15 protein-coding genes and 1 pseudogene are annotated in these 17,130 nt (G+C 53.8%); 12 read left to right on the forward strand and 4 right to left on the reverse strand.

What is annotated here, in order from left to right:
- Positions 1–55 precede the first annotated feature (55 nt).
- Positions 56–1,186 carry a mandelate racemase/muconate lactonizing enzyme family protein gene (locus tag P0648_RS16745; RefSeq protein ID WP_276275234.1) on the forward strand — a complete coding sequence of 377 codons (1,131 nt, stop codon included), beginning with the start codon at positions 56–58 and terminating at the stop codon, positions 1,184–1,186.
- Positions 1,183–2,007: an SDR family NAD(P)-dependent oxidoreductase gene (locus P0648_RS16750; protein ID WP_277506017.1), complete on the forward strand. Its 825-nt coding sequence runs from the start codon at positions 1,183–1,185 to the stop codon at positions 2,005–2,007. The genes P0648_RS16745 and P0648_RS16750 overlap by 4 nt, the downstream gene beginning before the upstream one ends.
- Here the strand turns inward: P0648_RS16750 and P0648_RS16755 are convergent.
- The gene (locus P0648_RS16755) at positions 2,004–3,119 is read right to left on the reverse strand and encodes a mandelate racemase/muconate lactonizing enzyme family protein (RefSeq protein WP_277506063.1); all 1,116 of its coding nucleotides are present in this window, start codon (positions 3,117–3,119) and stop codon (positions 2,004–2,006) included. The two genes, P0648_RS16750 and P0648_RS16755, sit on opposite strands and share 4 nt — an antisense overlap.
- 81 nt (positions 3,120–3,200) lie before the next feature.
- Here P0648_RS16755 and P0648_RS16760 point away from each other — a divergent pair, with 81 nt between their 5' ends.
- From P0648_RS16760 to P0648_RS16785, 6 genes and pseudogenes are all read left to right on the forward strand, one after another.
- Positions 3,201–4,127: an acetamidase/formamidase family protein gene (locus P0648_RS16760; RefSeq protein ID WP_277506018.1), complete on the forward strand. Its 927-nt coding sequence runs from the start codon at positions 3,201–3,203 to the stop codon at positions 4,125–4,127.
- Between the two features lie 73 nt (positions 4,128–4,200).
- Positions 4,201–4,431 (forward strand): annotated as a pseudogene (locus P0648_RS16765) (PfkB family carbohydrate kinase); the annotation flags it as partial.
- 1,199 nt (positions 4,432–5,630) lie between these two features.
- Positions 5,631–5,855 carry a hypothetical protein gene (locus P0648_RS16770; RefSeq protein ID WP_277506019.1) on the forward strand — a complete coding sequence of 75 codons (225 nt, stop codon included), beginning with the start codon at positions 5,631–5,633 and terminating at the stop codon, positions 5,853–5,855.
- On the forward strand, positions 5,842–6,564 hold the full coding sequence (locus P0648_RS16775) for a DUF429 domain-containing protein (protein ID WP_277506020.1): 723 nt from the start codon (positions 5,842–5,844) through the stop codon (positions 6,562–6,564). The genes P0648_RS16770 and P0648_RS16775 overlap by 14 nt, the downstream gene beginning before the upstream one ends.
- Positions 6,561–7,211 carry a hypothetical protein gene (locus P0648_RS16780; RefSeq protein WP_277506021.1) on the forward strand — a complete coding sequence of 217 codons (651 nt, stop codon included), beginning with the start codon at positions 6,561–6,563 and terminating at the stop codon, positions 7,209–7,211. Before P0648_RS16775 ends, P0648_RS16780 begins: the two co-directional genes overlap by 4 nt.
- Positions 7,212–7,351: 140 nt before the next feature.
- Positions 7,352–8,278, forward strand: a complete 927-nt coding sequence (locus P0648_RS16785) for a transcription initiation factor IIB family protein (protein ID WP_277506022.1) — start codon at positions 7,352–7,354, stop codon at positions 8,276–8,278.
- Between the two features lie 88 nt (positions 8,279–8,366).
- Here the strand turns inward: P0648_RS16785 and P0648_RS16790 are convergent, their stop codons facing one another.
- Genes P0648_RS16790 through P0648_RS16800 form a run of 3 tightly spaced genes read right to left on the reverse strand, consistent with a single transcriptional unit; the run spans position 8,367 to position 12,935 of the window.
- Positions 8,367–10,019, reverse strand: a complete 1,653-nt coding sequence (locus P0648_RS16790) for an ATP-binding protein (RefSeq protein WP_277506023.1) — start codon at positions 10,017–10,019, stop codon at positions 8,367–8,369.
- A complete protein-coding gene (locus P0648_RS16795) occupies positions 10,016–11,845 on the reverse strand; it encodes a hypothetical protein (RefSeq protein WP_277506024.1) in 1,830 nt (609 codons plus the stop codon). The genes P0648_RS16790 and P0648_RS16795 overlap by 4 nt, the downstream gene beginning before the upstream one ends.
- Positions 11,838–12,935, reverse strand: a complete 1,098-nt coding sequence (locus P0648_RS16800; RefSeq protein ID WP_277506025.1) for a hypothetical protein — start codon at positions 12,933–12,935, stop codon at positions 11,838–11,840. The genes P0648_RS16795 and P0648_RS16800 overlap by 8 nt, the downstream gene beginning before the upstream one ends.
- A 181-nt stretch (positions 12,936–13,116) precedes the next feature.
- On the opposite strand from P0648_RS16800, the gene P0648_RS16805 reads away from it, so the two are divergent.
- The 4 genes from P0648_RS16805 (at position 13,117) to P0648_RS16820 (ending at position 17,027) form a co-directional block, all read left to right on the forward strand.
- Entirely contained in the window at positions 13,117–13,644 is a 528-nt protein-coding gene (locus P0648_RS16805; RefSeq protein WP_277506026.1) for a winged helix-turn-helix domain-containing protein, read from the forward strand.
- Complete coding sequence (locus P0648_RS16810) at positions 13,645–14,088, forward strand: hypothetical protein (protein WP_277506027.1); 444 nt, start codon at positions 13,645–13,647, stop codon at positions 14,086–14,088.
- A 124-nt stretch (positions 14,089–14,212) separates the two neighbouring features.
- Positions 14,213–15,577 carry a hypothetical protein gene (locus P0648_RS16815; protein ID WP_277506028.1) on the forward strand — a complete coding sequence of 455 codons (1,365 nt, stop codon included), beginning with the start codon at positions 14,213–14,215 and terminating at the stop codon, positions 15,575–15,577.
- A complete protein-coding gene (locus P0648_RS16820; protein ID WP_277506029.1) occupies positions 15,570–17,027 on the forward strand; it encodes a hypothetical protein in 1,458 nt (485 codons plus the stop codon). The genes P0648_RS16815 and P0648_RS16820 overlap by 8 nt, the downstream gene beginning before the upstream one ends.
- The last annotated feature ends 103 nt before the right edge of the window (positions 17,028–17,130 follow it).

Here is a 17,130-nt window from a genome sequence, read left to right on the forward strand (position 1 = left end):
TCTCACATAAAATGCAGGGGCAGGGTTTATGTTGACACATTGCACATCAAACCTCATGGAGGTAGCTAGCGTTGACGTCACTACTGTCGAAGTTGAACGAAAGTTCGGGTTCGGAACGAGCACTTGCACCCTTATTGAACTTACAACGGATACCGGTGAGTCAGGGGTCGGTGAGATACCAGACATTGAGGACCCCGAAGCAGCCCCATCTGACACCGAGATAGAAGCCGAAATTGAGTCGTTTCTTTCCGGGCGTGATCCACGCCAAATTCAATTGCTCACAGATGAAATGTACGACGCCGTCTCGTTCGGAAAGTTCGAGTTCCACTCGTTCCAGCAACTCGCCTTAGGTGCCATCGATACCGCTCTCTATGACCTCGTGGGAACTCATCTCAATACACCAGTTCACCAATTGCTGGGTGGTCGGTCCCACGATGTACCCATTACCTGGGTTGTGTTCACGAGAGGTGGAGAAGACGAACTTACCGAACTGCGTGCAGAAGTTCAGGAGAAGGTCGAAGAAGGATTCACAGCGTTCAAACTCAAAGTCGGGGAACGTGAACCATCGGTAGACCTCGCACGCATCGAGGCTGTACGAGACATCGCAGGCGACGACGCGACAGTCCTCCTCGACGCACAAGGACTGTGGAGTAAGTCGGAGGCAATTTCGACGATTCGCAAGTTTGAACAAGCAGGCATCGATGGTGTCGAGACGCCCGTCGGCCACCCGGACAAACAAGCCGATGCACCGGGATATTACTACGACATTCCACTGTTCCCCGACGATATTGCTGAGGTTCGTGCTGCCGTCGACACGGCACTCATCGAGCACGTACTCGACCCGGCGTTTGGACTCGAACTGATCCAAGCAGACGCTGTCGACGTGTTCACTGTGGAAGTGTGTTCAGGTGGCATCACACGTGCAAAACGAATCCTCGACATCGCTGCATCGGCCGGTGTCGACGCACGTCTCGGGAGTACCGTCGAACTTGGCCCGGGAAGTGCAGCGGCGACGGCACTCGCGACTGCGTCGACGGCAGTGACGTATCCATGTGACCTTATCGGTCCAGCACTTTACAAAGGAGCAGTTCTCTCGAATCGCATCGAATATCAAGACGGGTGTCTCTCAGCACGTGACGCACCCGGATTTGGAATCGACGTCAATTGGGAACTTCTCTCTCCATGAGAGAAAAGCTACTCGCCGACGACGTCGCGATTGTCACTGGTGCAGGTCAGGGAATCGGCCGTGCGATTGCAGAACGGTTTGCCGGTGAAGGTGCGTCTGTGATCGTCTCAGATATAAACTCCAAAACTGGGGCTGAGACTGTCGACCGAATCCACGCCGACGGCGGTAAGGCGACGTTCGTTCGAACAGACGTTAGCAACCACGAGGACGTCAAAAATCTCATAGATATCGTCGTCGACGACTACGGGGGCCTCGACATCCTCGTCAACAATGCAGGTGGAAGCATAGACGACGATAATCTTCATCGAATCGACGAGGAGACCTTCGAGAAGAATGTGAACGTGAATCTCAAGGGAACGTTCCTCTGCTCGAAAGAAGCACTTCCGGTCATAGTCGCAGACGGTGGCGGGCGCATGGTCCACATGTCGAGCGTCAACGCACTCACGGGAATCGGATTGACCGCGTATTCGGCGGCGAAAGGTGGAATCCTTTCCTTGTCTCGCAATATCGCCACTCAGTACGGTCGACACGGGATTCGGTCAAATGCACTTTGTCCGGGAACCATCGAAACAGAGAGTCGGCGCAAGGAAATGGCCGAGACTGGCGACACAACTGCACACGTTGAATGGTTAGAAGAATATGCCCTCGGTCGATTCGGCCGACCAGCAGACGTTGCCAACGCAGCACTCTACCTTGGATCGGACCTCTCATCGTTTGTCACCGGGACCGAACTCGTCGTTGATGGTGGACTTACGTCGGGTCTCAACCACCGACTCGAACAAGAAGTCTACGACGTAGACGAGGTTCCGACCCGTGATTAGAGACTGATTCGGTACTGTTCGACCTTGTCTTCGTCGACGACCACTCCCAGACCGGGGTCGTCAGGGACCTGAATTTCACCCTCGTCGATAGTGAATGGAGTTTCGATGATGTCGTCTTCCCACGCGTAGTATACCGTGTCCGGTGGGAGGTTGATTTCTGGGGTCGATGAGACCGCATGGAGAACTGCAGCGGTCTTCACGCCGAGGTCAAACGCATTGTGGTGCGACAAGGAGATACCTAGGTCACCTGCGGTGCCAGCGAGTCGTTTCATCCCGAGAATTCCGCCGGATGGGATGATGTCGACGACGCCTACGTCGATTGCATCCTCTTTTCCAAGTTCGAGGAGGTTCCGCTGGAAGTACATATCTTCATTCGCACAGATGGGAGTTCGAAGACGGTTTCTGAGCCGTTTGAACGTCCCGAAGCTGTCAATTCGAATTGGTTGCTCCATGTACTGGAGGTAGATGCCCTTGTCTTCGAGCATCGCACCGACTCGAACGGCATCTTCAAACGTCCACCCTTGATTGGGGTCGAGGCGGAACTCAAGGTCGCCGTCGGCCTCGTCGTGCATTGCTTCGATACGCGCCACGTCCTGTTTCCAGTCACGACCAGCCTTCGTTTTCAATACAGAATACCCTCTGTCGAGTGCTCGTTGGGCGTGCTCCCGAGATTCAGAGGGACTAAGGATACCAACACAGTACGCGAACTCAACCACATCGTCACATTTCCCCCCAATGAGCTCGTGGACGGGCGCTTCACGATACTTCCCCAGGGCATCCCACATCGCCATTTCGACGCCCCCAATGAACGTGTTGATGTCCATGTACTCAAAGAAGAAGCTGTCAGTGAAGTCTTCGATCTCCCACACCTTCCGTCCTTTCACATGGGGTGCGATGTCGTTCTCCAGAATCGTCTTCGTCGCCTCAGGTGAGAGCGTGTTCCGCATTTCTCCCCAACCTGTGATTCCGCCCGACGTCTCGAGACGGATCAACATCCGTCCCATCGTCTCAACTGCGCCGTGATTCGTTACGTAGGGTGCAAGTCCCTCTGGTTCGTCTTTCGATTTTACACCCATCTCAATCGGAATCGCCTCTAGCTGTGTAACTTCCATCTTGTATTTCACCGTGTGGGGGACTATCATAAAACCCTACGCTGACAGAAGTTCTATGACTCTTCATCGAAATACCGTACTATGCATCGGATTACTCGAGAGCAACAAGCATCAGTTGGGTTTCGCTACGCATTTACTGACGACGATGACCCGCTTATCGAAATTCAGCCCGGAGAGACTGTCGTTGTTGAGTCCGAGGACTCATACCATGGACAAGTCTTGAGAGAAGGGAGACGTAATCGGAGTACTGAGCCACGGTCAAATCCACTCTCAGGTCCGATATACGTCGATGGAGCAACACCCGGGGATACTCTCGCAGTCCACATCGAATCTATCGAACCGCTCGACGGGCGTGCGTCGACATACGTTCCGAGTTGGTGGTGGTTTCTCGGTGGCGTTCCACTCCGTGAAGCGATGGACGAATTCCTCGAGAGTACCCATCCGGATGCTGGCGTCTCGTTCAGTATCGAAAATGGAACGGTGTCGGGTGGGGGGTTAGAAATGGAATACGACCCGATGCTCGGGACGATCGGAACTGCACCACGCGGCCCACCTGCACCGAACGGTCCTGCGGGACCGCATGGCGGAAATATGGATCTGCAGTGTATCAAACCTGGTTGTACGGTGTATCTCCCGGTGTCTGTCACTGGTGCAAATCTGTCCCTCGGTGATGCACATGCTGCACAGGGCGAAGGAGAGATTACAGGTGTTGCAGCTGAGATGGCTGCTCGGACGAAACTGCAGATTGACGTTATCTCGGGTGGGAATCTTGCTGCACCCCGCGTGGAAACGGACGACGCGTTGTTCGCTGTCGCTCCTCGAAACCACTTCGCTTCATTCGAGGAGACGATTAGGCTGGCATACGTCCTTCTCGTCAACTGGCTCTGCGAACGTGGTGACGAAAAGTGGGATGCGATGCGTCGGTGCGCCCTCAGTGGAAGATTAGTCGTCGGGAACACGAACTGTGTCGCAGCAGGATTAGATAAGTCACGTCTTCCGTACCGTTAGGAACCTATTCGCCGACGAGTCGTGATAGCAAGCCACCTGAGCTACGAGTCGCTGAAAGCGAGCCTTCGAGACGGAGACATTCGACCCAATCGGGACTGGGGACGCGTTCGTCGGTGGGCATCTCGCAGCTCGGATTACCGGAGACGGTCAGTTTGAGGCACTCGAACAAGGAACCGCAGCTGCTGCGCTCAAGCGTACTCCTGAAGGTGACCTTGCCGTAATCACACAAGATGAAGTTGACTGGGTTCGAGAGTGCGTGAGATACGAAGTAGTTTTGAAGAACCATCAAAAAATAATTTATTAACATTATTTGTCACGAGAGCGTTGCTAATACTCGCAACAAACCACATCTTCCGAAGTTGTTGGCTCGGCTGGATAAGAATACCCATATAGTAATTTTTACACATTTTATTTCTTACATTTAGTGGTATTGTTTGCTAATTTACGGTGCGTATCTCCCATTTCCCCATGGCAGATACACAAATATTATCCTTGTAGAACGATGGCGTTCTCAAGTCCAGAATGGCCCTTCTCTCCGGAGAAACAGTCTCTGACATACCCCCACGACTGAACTCAAGGGAGTCCAATCACAGACTTGGCTTCCACGACGACGTTCCCACCTCACCGATGGGTCGGTTGAGGGCCGAGTCAGTACGATCCCCGACCGAGATAGCGGACATCAAATATGGTCGCGATGAGGGCATATCCCTCCCCCAGACTGGGTTGCACAACCAAACGCAAGGCAATGGTTGTTCCGGGAAATGTCTGATTTCCACAACTCAAGCCGTGGGTTTTTCTCCTCGATTCTATGTAACCCGACTATTCATCTTGTACGGACTCGCTCAACCGATATTGATGTAATAATTCTATTGTTTCATTCTTCCTCTCAAAATTAAGTACCTTTCGAGGTGCTTTACTGGAACTATCGGAGAGAGGGTGTTCCGTCGTTCTCCTCAATCGGTCCCCTCCGCTAACTACTGATTCGTGTTCTGACCGAGTATACTGGAAACGTTGGGGTCTATGTAGTAACTAATGGAGCCTTTACTGGAAATGCTTGAACCTCGTGGTCTCATCCTCTCGAATTGACCTCTTCCAGAGCCTAAAGTCACGGGAATCCAACCATGGAATTTCAGGCCGAGCGCAGCCCTAAGTTTTCAAGACACATTTGTTCTAAGCGTCTCTTGCTGGGTATCATCGGCTTGACTGTCTTGTGAGACGGTCAAACGCCCCCCTTCCTCAGCCGAGTAATCGCCATTCGCAAGATGACCGAAGAACAATACGACAGTGAACGCAGCCTCCAGGAAAGTCTGACAGACTTTCCACGGTTACTGGCTGGCGACCAGATGACTGAGGGAAACGCTCGTCGGTGAGAGTTAGTCGCGAGATGGCTCCAAGTCGGAGGACAAATGAAACTCCGGAAATTCAACGAATAGTCCCAAATACGTGAGACCTCGATCCCTTCGTCGGAACACTCATTCCATGTCTATCCATCTTTGAGGAAGGATGTCGAGCGAAAAAGAAGGAGCCGATACAGCGGAGGTAGGAGCAACGCTACAGAAACTCACAAAAGCGTTCGAGGAGATGGGATCTGAGGTAAGAGTCCCCTCAATTTTCAGAATTCGAACTCGTGAGCGGCGTCTCACGCGCTTTTACGCGAGGATCAACGCTCTCCATAATACCAGCGAGTCTTCCATCGGTGTACTCGCCGAGGACTATGCCAAGAGCTGAGAGCGCGGTCGGTGTCGATGCCTGCCCATATGGGTGGTTCGCGACTGTCCTTACCGGGGGCAGCATCGAAACGGAGCTTTACGAGGACTTCTCCGCTGTTCATTCAGATTACCAAGAGGCTCGAATGTTTGTGGCTATTCCAATCGGACTCCCGACGGGGAGTAGACGCCACTGCGACATCGAGGCGCGTGACATCCTCGGCTGCCGTGGAAACTCTGTTTTCTTTCCGCCGTGCGAGTCTGTAGCCCTCATTGGGGATTACGACGAGGCGAACGCGAGGCATCGAGAAGATATGGGGCACGGTCTCTCCCAGCAAGCACACGCTATCAGCGACAAAATCAACGAGGTGGGAGCGGTCGTGGGCGAGACCTACGACGGGCCAATCTACGAGAGTCATCCTGAGCTCTGTTTCTACGCGCTCAACGGGCAGCCGATTGCCTACTCGAAGTCTTCAAAGCGAGGCCTCTCGTTCCGTCGGCACCTCGTTGAGCAGGAGTGCTCTGGCATGAACGATGAGTACGAGCAGGTACTTAAGGACACTTTCCGAAAGGACATCCGGCGAGATGACATTCTCGATTTGATGGCTCTCGCACTCGCCGCGCAGAGTGAGGAGTTACAGAGCGTCCCGGAAGACCCAGGACCGGATATCCCGCGTATCCACTATCCGACCACACCCACGCTTGTAGATAACTCGTGGAGTAAACCATGACGATTCAGGATGCAATCGACCGACTGGACGCTGAGTTTCAAGAGACACCTCTCGGGTTCACAGTCGAGACCGCGCTTCAAGCCCGGCTCCTTGAACTCCTACGGGCCAAGGTGGGGGAGACGATTCAGGTACGCGGCGGCTACAATACGGCCGATACGACCAGGTACAAGCGAAAGTATCTCGACCGAATCGCGAAGCCACAGTCCATCAGTAATGTCCAACCCGAGGTGAACATCGCAATTCTAGAGCCGCGTCACGAATCAAAGTATGACGACCTCGACTACCTTCCGGAAGTAGAGGGCCCAAGGGTCACGGTCCGCCTCGTCGACGGAAGTAAGTACTTCTCGGCCGCGTCGGTCAAACACGCAATCGAACTCAAGTACATCAAGAACGTCAACGTCGCCGGCGCGAAGTTCGAGCACAACAACATCGACGAATGGCCGCATTTCTCCTCGGATTTAGCCAAGCTCGGCGATCTCTCGAATGCGGAGTCACGGCACCTCATCGTCGTCTCGAACAAGAATCCATTCCAGCAAGGAGAGGCCGATAGTCGGAGCACAGCGAAGGCTCGGCGTCGCTACGAGCGAGTAGAGGGGGAATGTGAAATGCGGGCCGTCGAACTCACCGAGATACATCCACGGGAGTAGGATAGGCAAAGCAGTTGCTGAGGGGTACATTACTAAGCCACAAGTCAACTGACCGAGGTCCGTAGTCGATAGCGTTTATGGTCCCCTCAATGGGTGAGGGGCTCGCCGTACTTGCGGGTTCCTTGAACTTGGTGAGAACGATGGCAACCAAAAACATCTACGAAACGAGCTTCGACGAGAACGTCCAGACGAACTCCAGTACGAACTCCTGTCCCGAGTGCAGTGGCCGGGTCACTACCAACTCAGTCGAAACCATCTGTGAGGACTGTGGACTCATTATTGACGAACAACGAATCGACCATGGCCCTGAATGGAGAACTCACGACCAAGACCAGCGAAAGCGGACGGGCGCTCCACTGACTGCAGCACGTCACGACCGAGGGTTGTCGACGGAGACCGGTCGCAGGAAAGATGCGAACGGAAACGAACTCTCTGGGCAAAAGCGCCAGCGACTGTCCCGACTGCGCCGGGAACAGTATCGTGGTCGGTTCCAGTCGAAAGCCGAGCGAAACCTCGCACACGGGCTGGGTGAAGTACGAAGAATCGCCAGCGCCCTCGAGCTTACAGATTCGGTCCGTGACCAGGCGTGTCAACTGTTCCGGAGCGCTCAGAACGAAGACCTGCTTCGAGGCCGGTCAATCGAGGCAATTGCGGCAGCGAGCGTCCACGGGGCCTGTCGATGTACCAGCCACTCGCGGTTACTCGACGACATCGTTGACGCGGCACGGGTTGACCAATCGCGAGTCACGAATGCGTACAAGACCCTGAATACAGAACTTGGGCTCCCGACTCAGCCAGTTCGCTCGAGTGAGTACATCCCCCATCTCGCGTCAGAACTCGATGTTCCAGCATACATCCGACAGCGGGCTCGGCGGTTGGCTGAACAGTCAGAATCGTCAGGAGCCGCGTCGGGTGTCAAACCGTCAGGATTCGCAGCGGCCTGTTTGTACAAGGCGGGTCGCAAAGAGGGACAGTGGCTGACGCAGGCGGAAGTGGCGGAGGTGGCGAGCGTCACTGCATCGACCATCCGGTCGCATCGAGACACGCTGAACGAATTGGCGATCTGAAGACGCTGTCTGCAGGTTTTCTGCGGACGCCGGTTTAGGGTATTGCACTCGCTCCAATCAGTCCCAGGGTGCCGATCAGAGCTTCGTACTACTCCGTGGAATAACTCCGATATCGACCTGCGAGCGGCTGCTCAGACTCTGAGTCATCAGTCACGTCGTGAATGAGGAGATTTTGTGTGTTCCATCGAATGAGCTGTTCGTGAATCGTCTCGAAGACAGCGTCTGCGAGAGTCGTCCGGCCCTGCATTTGGACGAGGTTTTCAATGCCAGCAATGTACAGACAAAGTCCATCTTCGGCGTGGCGCTGAAAGACCTCAATGACTCGGTCACGAGTTCCAGCAACATCTTGTGCGATGAGGTCACCCGCTCGGACGGACCGAAACCGGACGTGACGGTCGTCGACTCCCTCAAGTCCGTCACACCATGCCTGAGCAATGAGTTCCGGGCGTATGTCCTCTATTGATTCAAGAGCGATGATGTTCCCGTCACCGCAAAGCGTCAACGCTCCCAAGTGAACGTCGAGTTCCTCAATCGTCTGATCGCGATAGGGCGTTGTCGGTTGGATATCACGGCTTTTAATCTGTTCAGTCACTAAGGACGCATTGAGTACCGGCTGTGCTTCACTCTCCTGGAGTTTGGCGGCAGCTTCAATGAAGAGGTCCTCGATATCTGCCCCTGTGAAGCCGTCTGTTTGGCCTGCAAATTGGGTGAGAAGCGTTGATTCTGTAGGGTCATTCGCTAACGCAGTTAGTCTCGCGTCGAGATGGCTAGATTCGGCGTTACGGATCTGCTCTATGTAGTGGTGAAGGATTGCCTTGCGCTGTGTCTCATCAGGTCGTGGGAACGAGATTGGGGTATTACCAAGTCGACCGGGACGCAACAGGGCTGGATCTAGTACCTCAACGAGATTCGTCGATGCAATCACTTTCGATGCACCGTCAGTTTTCGCTTCAACGCCGTCAAGCAATACCAACAGTTGAGCTACGAGTTGGGCACTATGCTCTTGTGACGCGTCACTCCGACTCCGAGCGATAGCGTCGACCTCGTCGATGTAGAGTACGTTCGACTCCGTATTCCGAGCTTCCTGGAACTTTTTTCGGAGTAGTCGCTCGGATTCGCCCACCCATTTACTAAGAATTTCGGGGCCGGAGATAGTAACCGGCATCGACCCAAACAACTCTTGACAGGTCTCGATTACGAGTTCTGTTTTTCCAGTTCCAGGCGGGCCTTCGAGCAGTATCCCAGTTCGATCTGCAAGCCCCCAGTCGCTGTTCGTCATCTGGAGAAACCTCCGAAGGTCTTGTTTCTGTGAGTCGAGGCCAGCGACTCGTCCTGCAGGAACCGCGCTTACGCGGTCATCGGCCAGTAATTGTTTGAGTGGAGCCCTTTGAAGAGTAATTTCCTCACCGGTCTGTTCTTGAATCGGATCACTCTCCGCAGGAACCTCGATGAGGAGTCTCGTTTCAGAGTCCTTGGCTCTCTTATCCGTACCAACCGTAAATTCGTATTGTGACCACTGGTCATGCCGCAAGTGTTCATCGTCTGGGTTGACGATGACGCGGTTCCATATCTTAGGGGTACTCTCGTCCGCCGCGGTCTCGAATGTATACTCATCCCATTTGGCGTCAAGGACTCGTTGTGGAGACAACCAGCCTTGTTCGTCTCGGAATGATAAGTGAAGAACACCGGTCTTGTCTAATTGTTTGAGGAGCCACGTCCCAAAGTCATTGTCTACGCTCATTCGTAAAGCACCTCAGTCAAATCCGTCACGAGTCGAAGACCAATACAGGTTCCATTGTTTAGTATTGGAATACAGCATTTAACAGTCGTTTCCTCAAGAACTGCTGCGTTTGCAGTCACGATCCCTTTGATTAGTTCAGCTTGCTGTCTCCCGCGGTACAGCAGACGGGGTGGGATAACGACATAGATTGAATTGATATTCGACGTCTGACCCTGATATTTATCGAGCGTTTCAGCAATCTTTCGGTACTGGAACGCACTCTCCGCAAACCCGGTCTCGAACTCAAGTACAGCGGGGACATCTTCATCGAGAATCTGAAAATCAGCAAGGCCGTTTCGTATCCACGGCTTGCTTCCTTTTAGATAGATGTCTGCGACAACTGAATTCTCGCCTTCACCAAATCGATGTTCAGTCGTAAGGTAATCCTCTGGGAGTAACGTTTCTCGGACAAATCGACCGAAGGACTCGTTGTTTCCGACGGCTTCACGTCGAAGAGCCCGGGCGAGTCCCTCAGTGATCACGCCTTTCCAGTTATAGTGTCGGTCGCTTTCATCGCCAGTGTCCTGCCGCTCCGTGAGTACAACTTGCGTCCAGCGTCCACTCCGAAGCAGAGTCTGGAGTGCCGAATCAGCCTGTGCGATCGTCTCCCACGAGGTGTTGGGCATCGAGTCGAACGCGTAATACTGGGCGACACGCGCACCAAAGACCTCGGGATCGGTCACTCGCGGTGTTGCGATTGTCACAGGTGAAATCTGGAGTTTCTCAAGGACGCCAGTTTTTTCAGTAGTATCTCCGCGTTCATCAGATTCTGGCATCGAGGCAGCAGTTAGCTGCTCAACGAAGGCATCGAAGAATCCGGATAACCGGAACGAGTCATCCCAACTATGGGGAAGATTGATTAGAAGATATCCGAGCCCTCCACCGTACAGCGTTTCAACGTGGTCGACGAATTCAGGAACGATGTCAACACCCGAGTGCTCGATACTCGGACGACCGTTTGTGAGTGATGGCGACCAGTCCCCGTCCGTCATGTCGACTATGACAATTGCTCCGGGGACAGAAGGGACTCGGAGTTCATTCGCAACGAATTCAGCCTGTTTCACACGCGGTTCTCCTCCACGAGTCTCCGCATAGACGTCTCTCAAACATCGCTGTAAGAACTCGAAAGAAGGAACAGCTGTATCATCGCGGTGGACGATGCACTTCGGACGATCACCACTGTAGGGGAGTCCACCAATCCACTCGAACACAGGGTCGATATCCTCTAGCTCATCGAGGAGGGCAGCTGTGCTACTCAGTGGTGCGAGTTCCAGCGTTGATTTTGGCCTCGATTCTCTCCCAACTCGCTCGACGATGCGAGTGACATCAATTTCGTGTGACTCGATAACAGAACCTCGTGCCATCGAAGAAGTCGTTCGAGTCGCATTTACGGGTGACTCGCTGGTAGCTGTTTCAACTATCCGTCGAACCGAAATCTGATGCCCAGTGAAGGTTAGGTCCGAAAGACCCTTGACCGGTTGCGGGGCGACTTGTCTGATGATGGTATCGCTAACTCTGTTCACCCCAATCTCAGCCGTTGATTCGAGATGTGGGGAGACTCGATCAGAAGTTGATCGCAGTTGAATTGGCTCCCCAATAGTCTCTTCCTGTTTCCCAGTTGTAATTTTATCCACTCGTTGGATATCAATTTGTCCGCTCAGTAGGCTGTCTCCGGTCTCAGCGTCATCCGCCTCGCCAGTCGCTTTCGACCCAGTTATGGGAGTGTGGTCTGCTCCGCTTTCGGTGTCGTCGACCCGGTCAGGCGACTGTTTTTCCTTGTCAGTCATTTTCTAGTGGATGACCGTGTTCGGCGAGAGTTTCGAGGATCTGCCTAGTAGCATTAGAGTTCCCATACCGGCTCTGATGAGTGAACACGACTTGGTCGGAATCAAGTCGCAGTGGCATCCTGAACGCGTAGTTTGCAAATCGGAATCGTTCTGCCTCCGAGAGATTTGTATTATCTCTCGCGGCCTGTAGCCAGCGCTGTTCCTCAGCTAGTCGTCGCTCCGTATCCACAGCCCAGGACTGATAGTAAAGATACTGGAGGTCGGTCAACTCGTCTTTGTCGTGTTCAATATTGATGACGAGGTCGAATGGGCCTTCAATCTCTAACAGAGTTGTGAGGTGTTCATAATAGGCTTCGTTGAACACGCGGGCGTCCTCCTCAGTCGACTCGAGGATTTTCAGTTCTTCGAGGCGCTGGAGGTTCTCGTCTGTTATCGCATGACCTACAGACCGGCGCTCGGTTCCAACGTTCGCACGCAACAAGGCGGTCATCGTCGGTTCTGCTGGTGGACAGAGGTTGAGTACCCGACCAAACCACTGTTCGAACGAATCAGTAGTCGCTACACCAGACTCGGGAAGCATGAAGAGTTGGTCTGGGAGTTCGTATTGGCTCGCCTCGATGCCGTGTTTCGCTTCGAGTTCTGCGGGATCCATCTGGAGGGCGCTATTGAGGCTACCTTCCAACGCAACGAACGCATCGAGCGCCTTAGACAAGGCTTCCGCACCGGAGAGTTCGATTGACTGAATATACGTCGACTCCCGAGGGTACTGTTCAAATTCGTCGAGAGTGGAGTCGCTCAGTTCTAACTCGCTGAGCTGTTCACTCGCGACTGTCCATTTGAACTCACGCAACCACCAGGGGAGTCGTCCTCCATCACCTTCGACAACCCCAATAAGCCCTCCGTGAGCCTTCTGGATCTCATCGTAGGTCCGATCTGCTCCAGCGACGCCAACTGTGGTCTCGATTGCCTCTGCCGCACGCCGTCGAAACTCATCTCCTGACGGCAGTGCGTTCAATTTGACGACCAATACCTCGAGATACTCGTCATCGAGCCAGCCGAATAAGTCATGCTCCGCGGAGGATTGAGACATGTTTCTGCCAACTCAGATAGTAGTGTTATAGTTTTGTACCGTCATCTTCTGTGCCGAACTCTGATCGTGTCTACACAAACGTGTCATTGATGAATCCTAGAGATCAATGCGATTCAATGCCGCATTTGCACATATTTGATGAATCCGAAGATATATTGAGAGTGGCCGCCTACAGATAGGTATGACCGAGTTCGACCCGGCCCCCACGTCCGACGATACGCAGCGCCGGTGGCAGACGGGGACAGACACGTTTGGTCGTGTCTACGACGTCGTCCTCGGCGTTACCTCTCCGACTGCCTACACCGAGATCGCTGAGCTTGCGGACTGCTCTCCGAATGCCGCCAAAAAGCACCTCGATCGCTTGGCTGAGATGGGCATCGCTCGAGCCGAGAGAGACAGCCGCCCGGCGACATACGAACGAAACGAGGGGTATCTCGAATGGCAGGACGCCAGTCGAATCGCAACCGAGCTCTCTATCGAAGCGATCATCGACCGCGTGGAGGCGCTTGAAGCCCAGCGAACGGAATACGAAGCGCAGTTCGAGGCGACCGACCCAACGGCTGTCAACGTGTTTGATCACGATAGTCACGAAACCATCCACGAGCGGATGACTGCAGTCAGTGAGTGGCAGGGCGTGATTCGAGATATCCGGCTGTACGAGCTTGCTCGCCAGCTCTCCCAGAATGACGGGCATCTGATTCGGGCGTAAATGAGCCAGCCACCGGAGGATTCGGCCCCACGCTCGACAGGGCCAGCGGACAGACAGACGCTGCGCCTGCTGGAGCGACACCTCTCGTCGGATTCACTCGTCGCCGAGACTGCGTTCGACCCGGATTCATACGAACCTCGACTGCTTCGTGGACTGCTCGACGCTGGACGATATCCTGACACAGTAACAGCGGCCCGTCTCGACATCCGATGGTTCACGACTGGCGATTTCTCAGTCCACTACGTCGAAGAGCACGAGGACGGGAAACGCTGGGAATGTCGCTGGGACCGGCACCCGAACGCGCACAACACCCGGTTGCACTTCCACAAGCCACCGTCTGCCACCGAAATCACCGACCTCGAACTCCCGTCGCTCCATCCACTCGAAGTATACTCCACCATCCTCACGGCGATAGAGCAACGCATTGAGACACTGTGGCCCTAGCACGTGCTGGACTCGGTCGAGAGATATTCCCGTATTTAACAGAGATGCCACCTTCAGAAGTAGACGTTTGGTAAATACTGGCATTCCGGACTCTTTTATCATCAACCAACAATTTCTACGTATCATGGTTCGTCCGCTGACGGAGGAAATGGAAGACTATGCAGAGGAAATCTCTGAGGCCCTCACCAACACCCAACTCATTCATCTCTCCCACATTCTCGCGAACAACACCAAAGCGCTCTCCGACTACTACGGTGAGAACACGATTTCCACGTCGAACGTAGACAACCACGCGCTCCAACTCGCACGCGATCACCAGGAACTGGTGGAGGAATTCTTGTACCGCAATAAGAACGAGTGGACTCCATCGAATAGGACCCGGAGACTCCTCGACGACCTACTGATGGAGAACGGCGTCACCTTCGATGAGCTCGACGAGTACGACCTTAGCTACACCGAGTACCTTCTCGCCATCTACCACTTCTACTATCACCCTTCCGAAGAAGCCGTGCAGAACTACGACCTCATCAATGCCAAAACACTCCTCTTCCACAAAAACGCGGGTCGCGCTTTCGACTACTCGGAGCAACTCCCACTACAAGAGGACTACCTTGAACGGAAATGCTCTGAACTGAGTAGAACACTATCCGCGTCCAGGCGGAACTTCCACGCAAACCTTCTCCATGTCGAGGAAGGGAAACAAGCGATTGTGAAGCTCTACTGGGAGAGAAACCGCACACCAGAGATGATTTTCGGTGACCGTCTCCCAGACATCCACCCGAAGGCAGGCACATCCGGAATCGCCCATCGAGCGGCATACCCGATTAAGACAATCTCTCTGAAGATCGAAAATGGCGACGACGGCGCTCGAGTGTTCTTCTCAAAGTCGACCAGTGGGTGGACAAAGAAACTGAAGCGGTTCTTCAGTCATGTCTTCGGGATCGATGACCCGTTCAACACACTTGAGGAGAAACGCAACGAGTCTGTAGACCGAATCATCGGAGCGGTCCGCGAGGCTGCTACGAATGACAGAGAAGACTTCGATGACGACGAGGAGAGCGAGTCAGTATTTGAGGCGGTACAGCGCGAGGTGGACGGGGTTCGAGAGGAGACCGTAGAGCAGGCCCGAGATGAGGAAGGTGACGAAGTTGCTGAGGAGTTGGGTGAACGCTATGAGTCCATCGAGCCGACGGGGATAATCGTCAGAAACGTCAGGGACACGCTCACCGCCGAGTTCTCCGTGAAATCGGACTCAACTCTCGAAGAGTGGATGGATCGAAATCCAGGGGCACGAGAGATTATCGAGAGTGAGGTTGCGAACGCGGAAGAAGGATCGATTGGGCTGCGGTTCCGCGCGCGCCTCACCTCTGGAGATGAGTTCGACGAGTTCGTGTTGCAGGATGGCCATTGGGAGACGGAATCTGGTCGAAGAGTTCCGGAACAGACCCGTGAAATTCTGGACCGGTTGTTCGGTGGTGAGAATGAGTAAGAGCGTTTGGGCACTGCTCTCGGATTTCCTCAAAGATGGTGGGTTAACCGAAGGAGACATCCAGGTTATTGACCGGTGGAAGATAGAGAGCGAAGTTACTCCCAATTGCCCTGAGTGTGGAGACGGGTTAACGAAGAGTGGAGAAGGTTATGTCTGCAGGGGAGGCGAACGCCATATTGTCGCCCCACAAGACATCGCCTCTGTAACCACAAACCTCGACGTGAAAGCGGTTCTCTCTGCTATCTGTGATACGATTGGGTTAGAAGAGTCAGCCTCCCATCAGAAGGATGAACTTCCTGCTGCCGCGAGCGTCGAGACTTCTGCTGGGGCTCGCATCACACTCGTTTGCGATGAGCGGTACCAAGAGAAGACGCTTAACCGAGTGTTCGGTGACTCAGTTCGGAACCAGAGAGTGAATGTGATCTTCATGCCCAGCGACCTGAAAGGGTCGGTGTGGGAGCAAGTGTCGAAGTATCCGGTCGGAAGCCTTGCGCCGCCGTTCCCGCTTACACTGCTCGACTCACCAGATGTTGTCTCCGAAATTGTGAACCAAGGGTTGGTAGCGAGGAGCCGAAGTGGGCTGGCGCTGGACCTGCAGGACATGGAATCTGGGCTGTTCCAGCTCTTGAATCAGAATCCTCGGCTTATTGAGGGCGAACTGTCGTATACCCGAATTCTGCGTGAGAATGGAAATGGACGGAAGGTTGGGGATCGATTAGAGGACGTCTGCAAGGCTGCATTCATGACGATGGATATGCCGCTCAGGCCGTGGTTTGGCGGGAAGTCTGGAGGGAATATCACCGATATTGCTGCGAAGATACCGAGTGCAGAGAGCTTCTCACCGAGTACACCGGTGTTGGCGTTGGTGGATACGAAGTCTGGTTCAGATCCCAATCTGAGCGACGAACAAATCGTTCAGAAACACGCAGAGTATCTGCGTCAGGCAAATCCAGAATCGTTTGAGGGATGGCACATCGCGCATATGTTTGTTGTCTACCGAATGGCCGGGAAGAGCGCGAATGAACTCGACTGGTACGACGCGATTCAGGACGCGATGCAACCGACTACTCACTACAGCGGGGATACTACGATGATTGTTCTATTTGCTGGTGCACTAGCACACCTGGTTGACGTACATCTCTCAGTGGCCCAGCGCAACCAGATGAACCTCTCTATCTCGAACCTCCGAGATAGTCTACATCCACTCTTCAATTGGAGAGAGTTCAAACGACGCGTTCCGGACGACATTCAACAGACGACGCGCATCGAACGATCCGACGAGGAGGAATTACCGAAAGCAGATCGAGAGTATATCGAGGGCTATCACAAGCGCGAGCAACTGCTCGTGATTACGCCCGAGATGGTTGATGCCTATCTGCGAGAGATTATGACTGAGGACGACTACGATATTGTTGAGGCGGACCTCTCGAGATATCCCTCGAAGTGGTGACTGTGCAAGAAGGAATTACAGTTTCTTTGTGGTGATGTCTTTCATGAGAACGTAGGCGCGGATGAGTTCACCGAGCTTCCAAGTACGGTAGATGTCGGCGAAA

The organism is Haladaptatus sp. DYSN1 (assembly GCF_029489995.1).
GTDB lineage: Archaea > Halobacteriota > Halobacteria > Halobacteriales > Halococcaceae > QDMS2.

Bases quoted from the DNA above. Each gene is read 5' to 3' on its own strand.
- P0648_RS16745 (WP_276275234.1), top strand. From the start codon at position 56: ATGGAGGTAGCTAGCGTTGACGTCACTACTGTCGAAGTTGAACGAAAG.
- P0648_RS16750 (WP_277506017.1), top strand. From the start codon at position 1,183: ATGAGAGAAAAGCTACTCGCCGACGACGTCGCGATTGTCACTGGTGCA.
- P0648_RS16755 (WP_277506063.1), bottom strand. From the start codon at position 3,119: ATGGAAGTTACACAGCTAGAGGCGATTCCGATTGAGATGGGTGTAAAA.
- P0648_RS16760 (WP_277506018.1), top strand. From the start codon at position 3,201: ATGCATCGGATTACTCGAGAGCAACAAGCATCAGTTGGGTTTCGCTAC.
- P0648_RS16770 (WP_277506019.1), top strand. From the start codon at position 5,631: ATGTCGAGCGAAAAAGAAGGAGCCGATACAGCGGAGGTAGGAGCAACG.
- P0648_RS16775 (WP_277506020.1), top strand. From the start codon at position 5,842: ATGCCAAGAGCTGAGAGCGCGGTCGGTGTCGATGCCTGCCCATATGGG.
- P0648_RS16780 (WP_277506021.1), top strand. From the start codon at position 6,561: ATGACGATTCAGGATGCAATCGACCGACTGGACGCTGAGTTTCAAGAG.
- P0648_RS16785 (WP_277506022.1), top strand. From the start codon at position 7,352: ATGGCAACCAAAAACATCTACGAAACGAGCTTCGACGAGAACGTCCAG.
- P0648_RS16790 (WP_277506023.1), bottom strand. From the start codon at position 10,019: ATGAGCGTAGACAATGACTTTGGGACGTGGCTCCTCAAACAATTAGAC.
- P0648_RS16795 (WP_277506024.1), bottom strand. From the start codon at position 11,845: ATGACTGACAAGGAAAAACAGTCGCCTGACCGGGTCGACGACACCGAA.
- P0648_RS16800 (WP_277506025.1), bottom strand. From the start codon at position 12,935: ATGTCTCAATCCTCCGCGGAGCATGACTTATTCGGCTGGCTCGATGAC.
- P0648_RS16805 (WP_277506026.1), top strand. From the start codon at position 13,117: ATGACCGAGTTCGACCCGGCCCCCACGTCCGACGATACGCAGCGCCGG.
- P0648_RS16810 (WP_277506027.1), top strand. From the start codon at position 13,645: ATGAGCCAGCCACCGGAGGATTCGGCCCCACGCTCGACAGGGCCAGCG.
- P0648_RS16815 (WP_277506028.1), top strand. From the start codon at position 14,213: ATGGTTCGTCCGCTGACGGAGGAAATGGAAGACTATGCAGAGGAAATC.
- P0648_RS16820 (WP_277506029.1), top strand. From the start codon at position 15,570: ATGAGTAAGAGCGTTTGGGCACTGCTCTCGGATTTCCTCAAAGATGGT.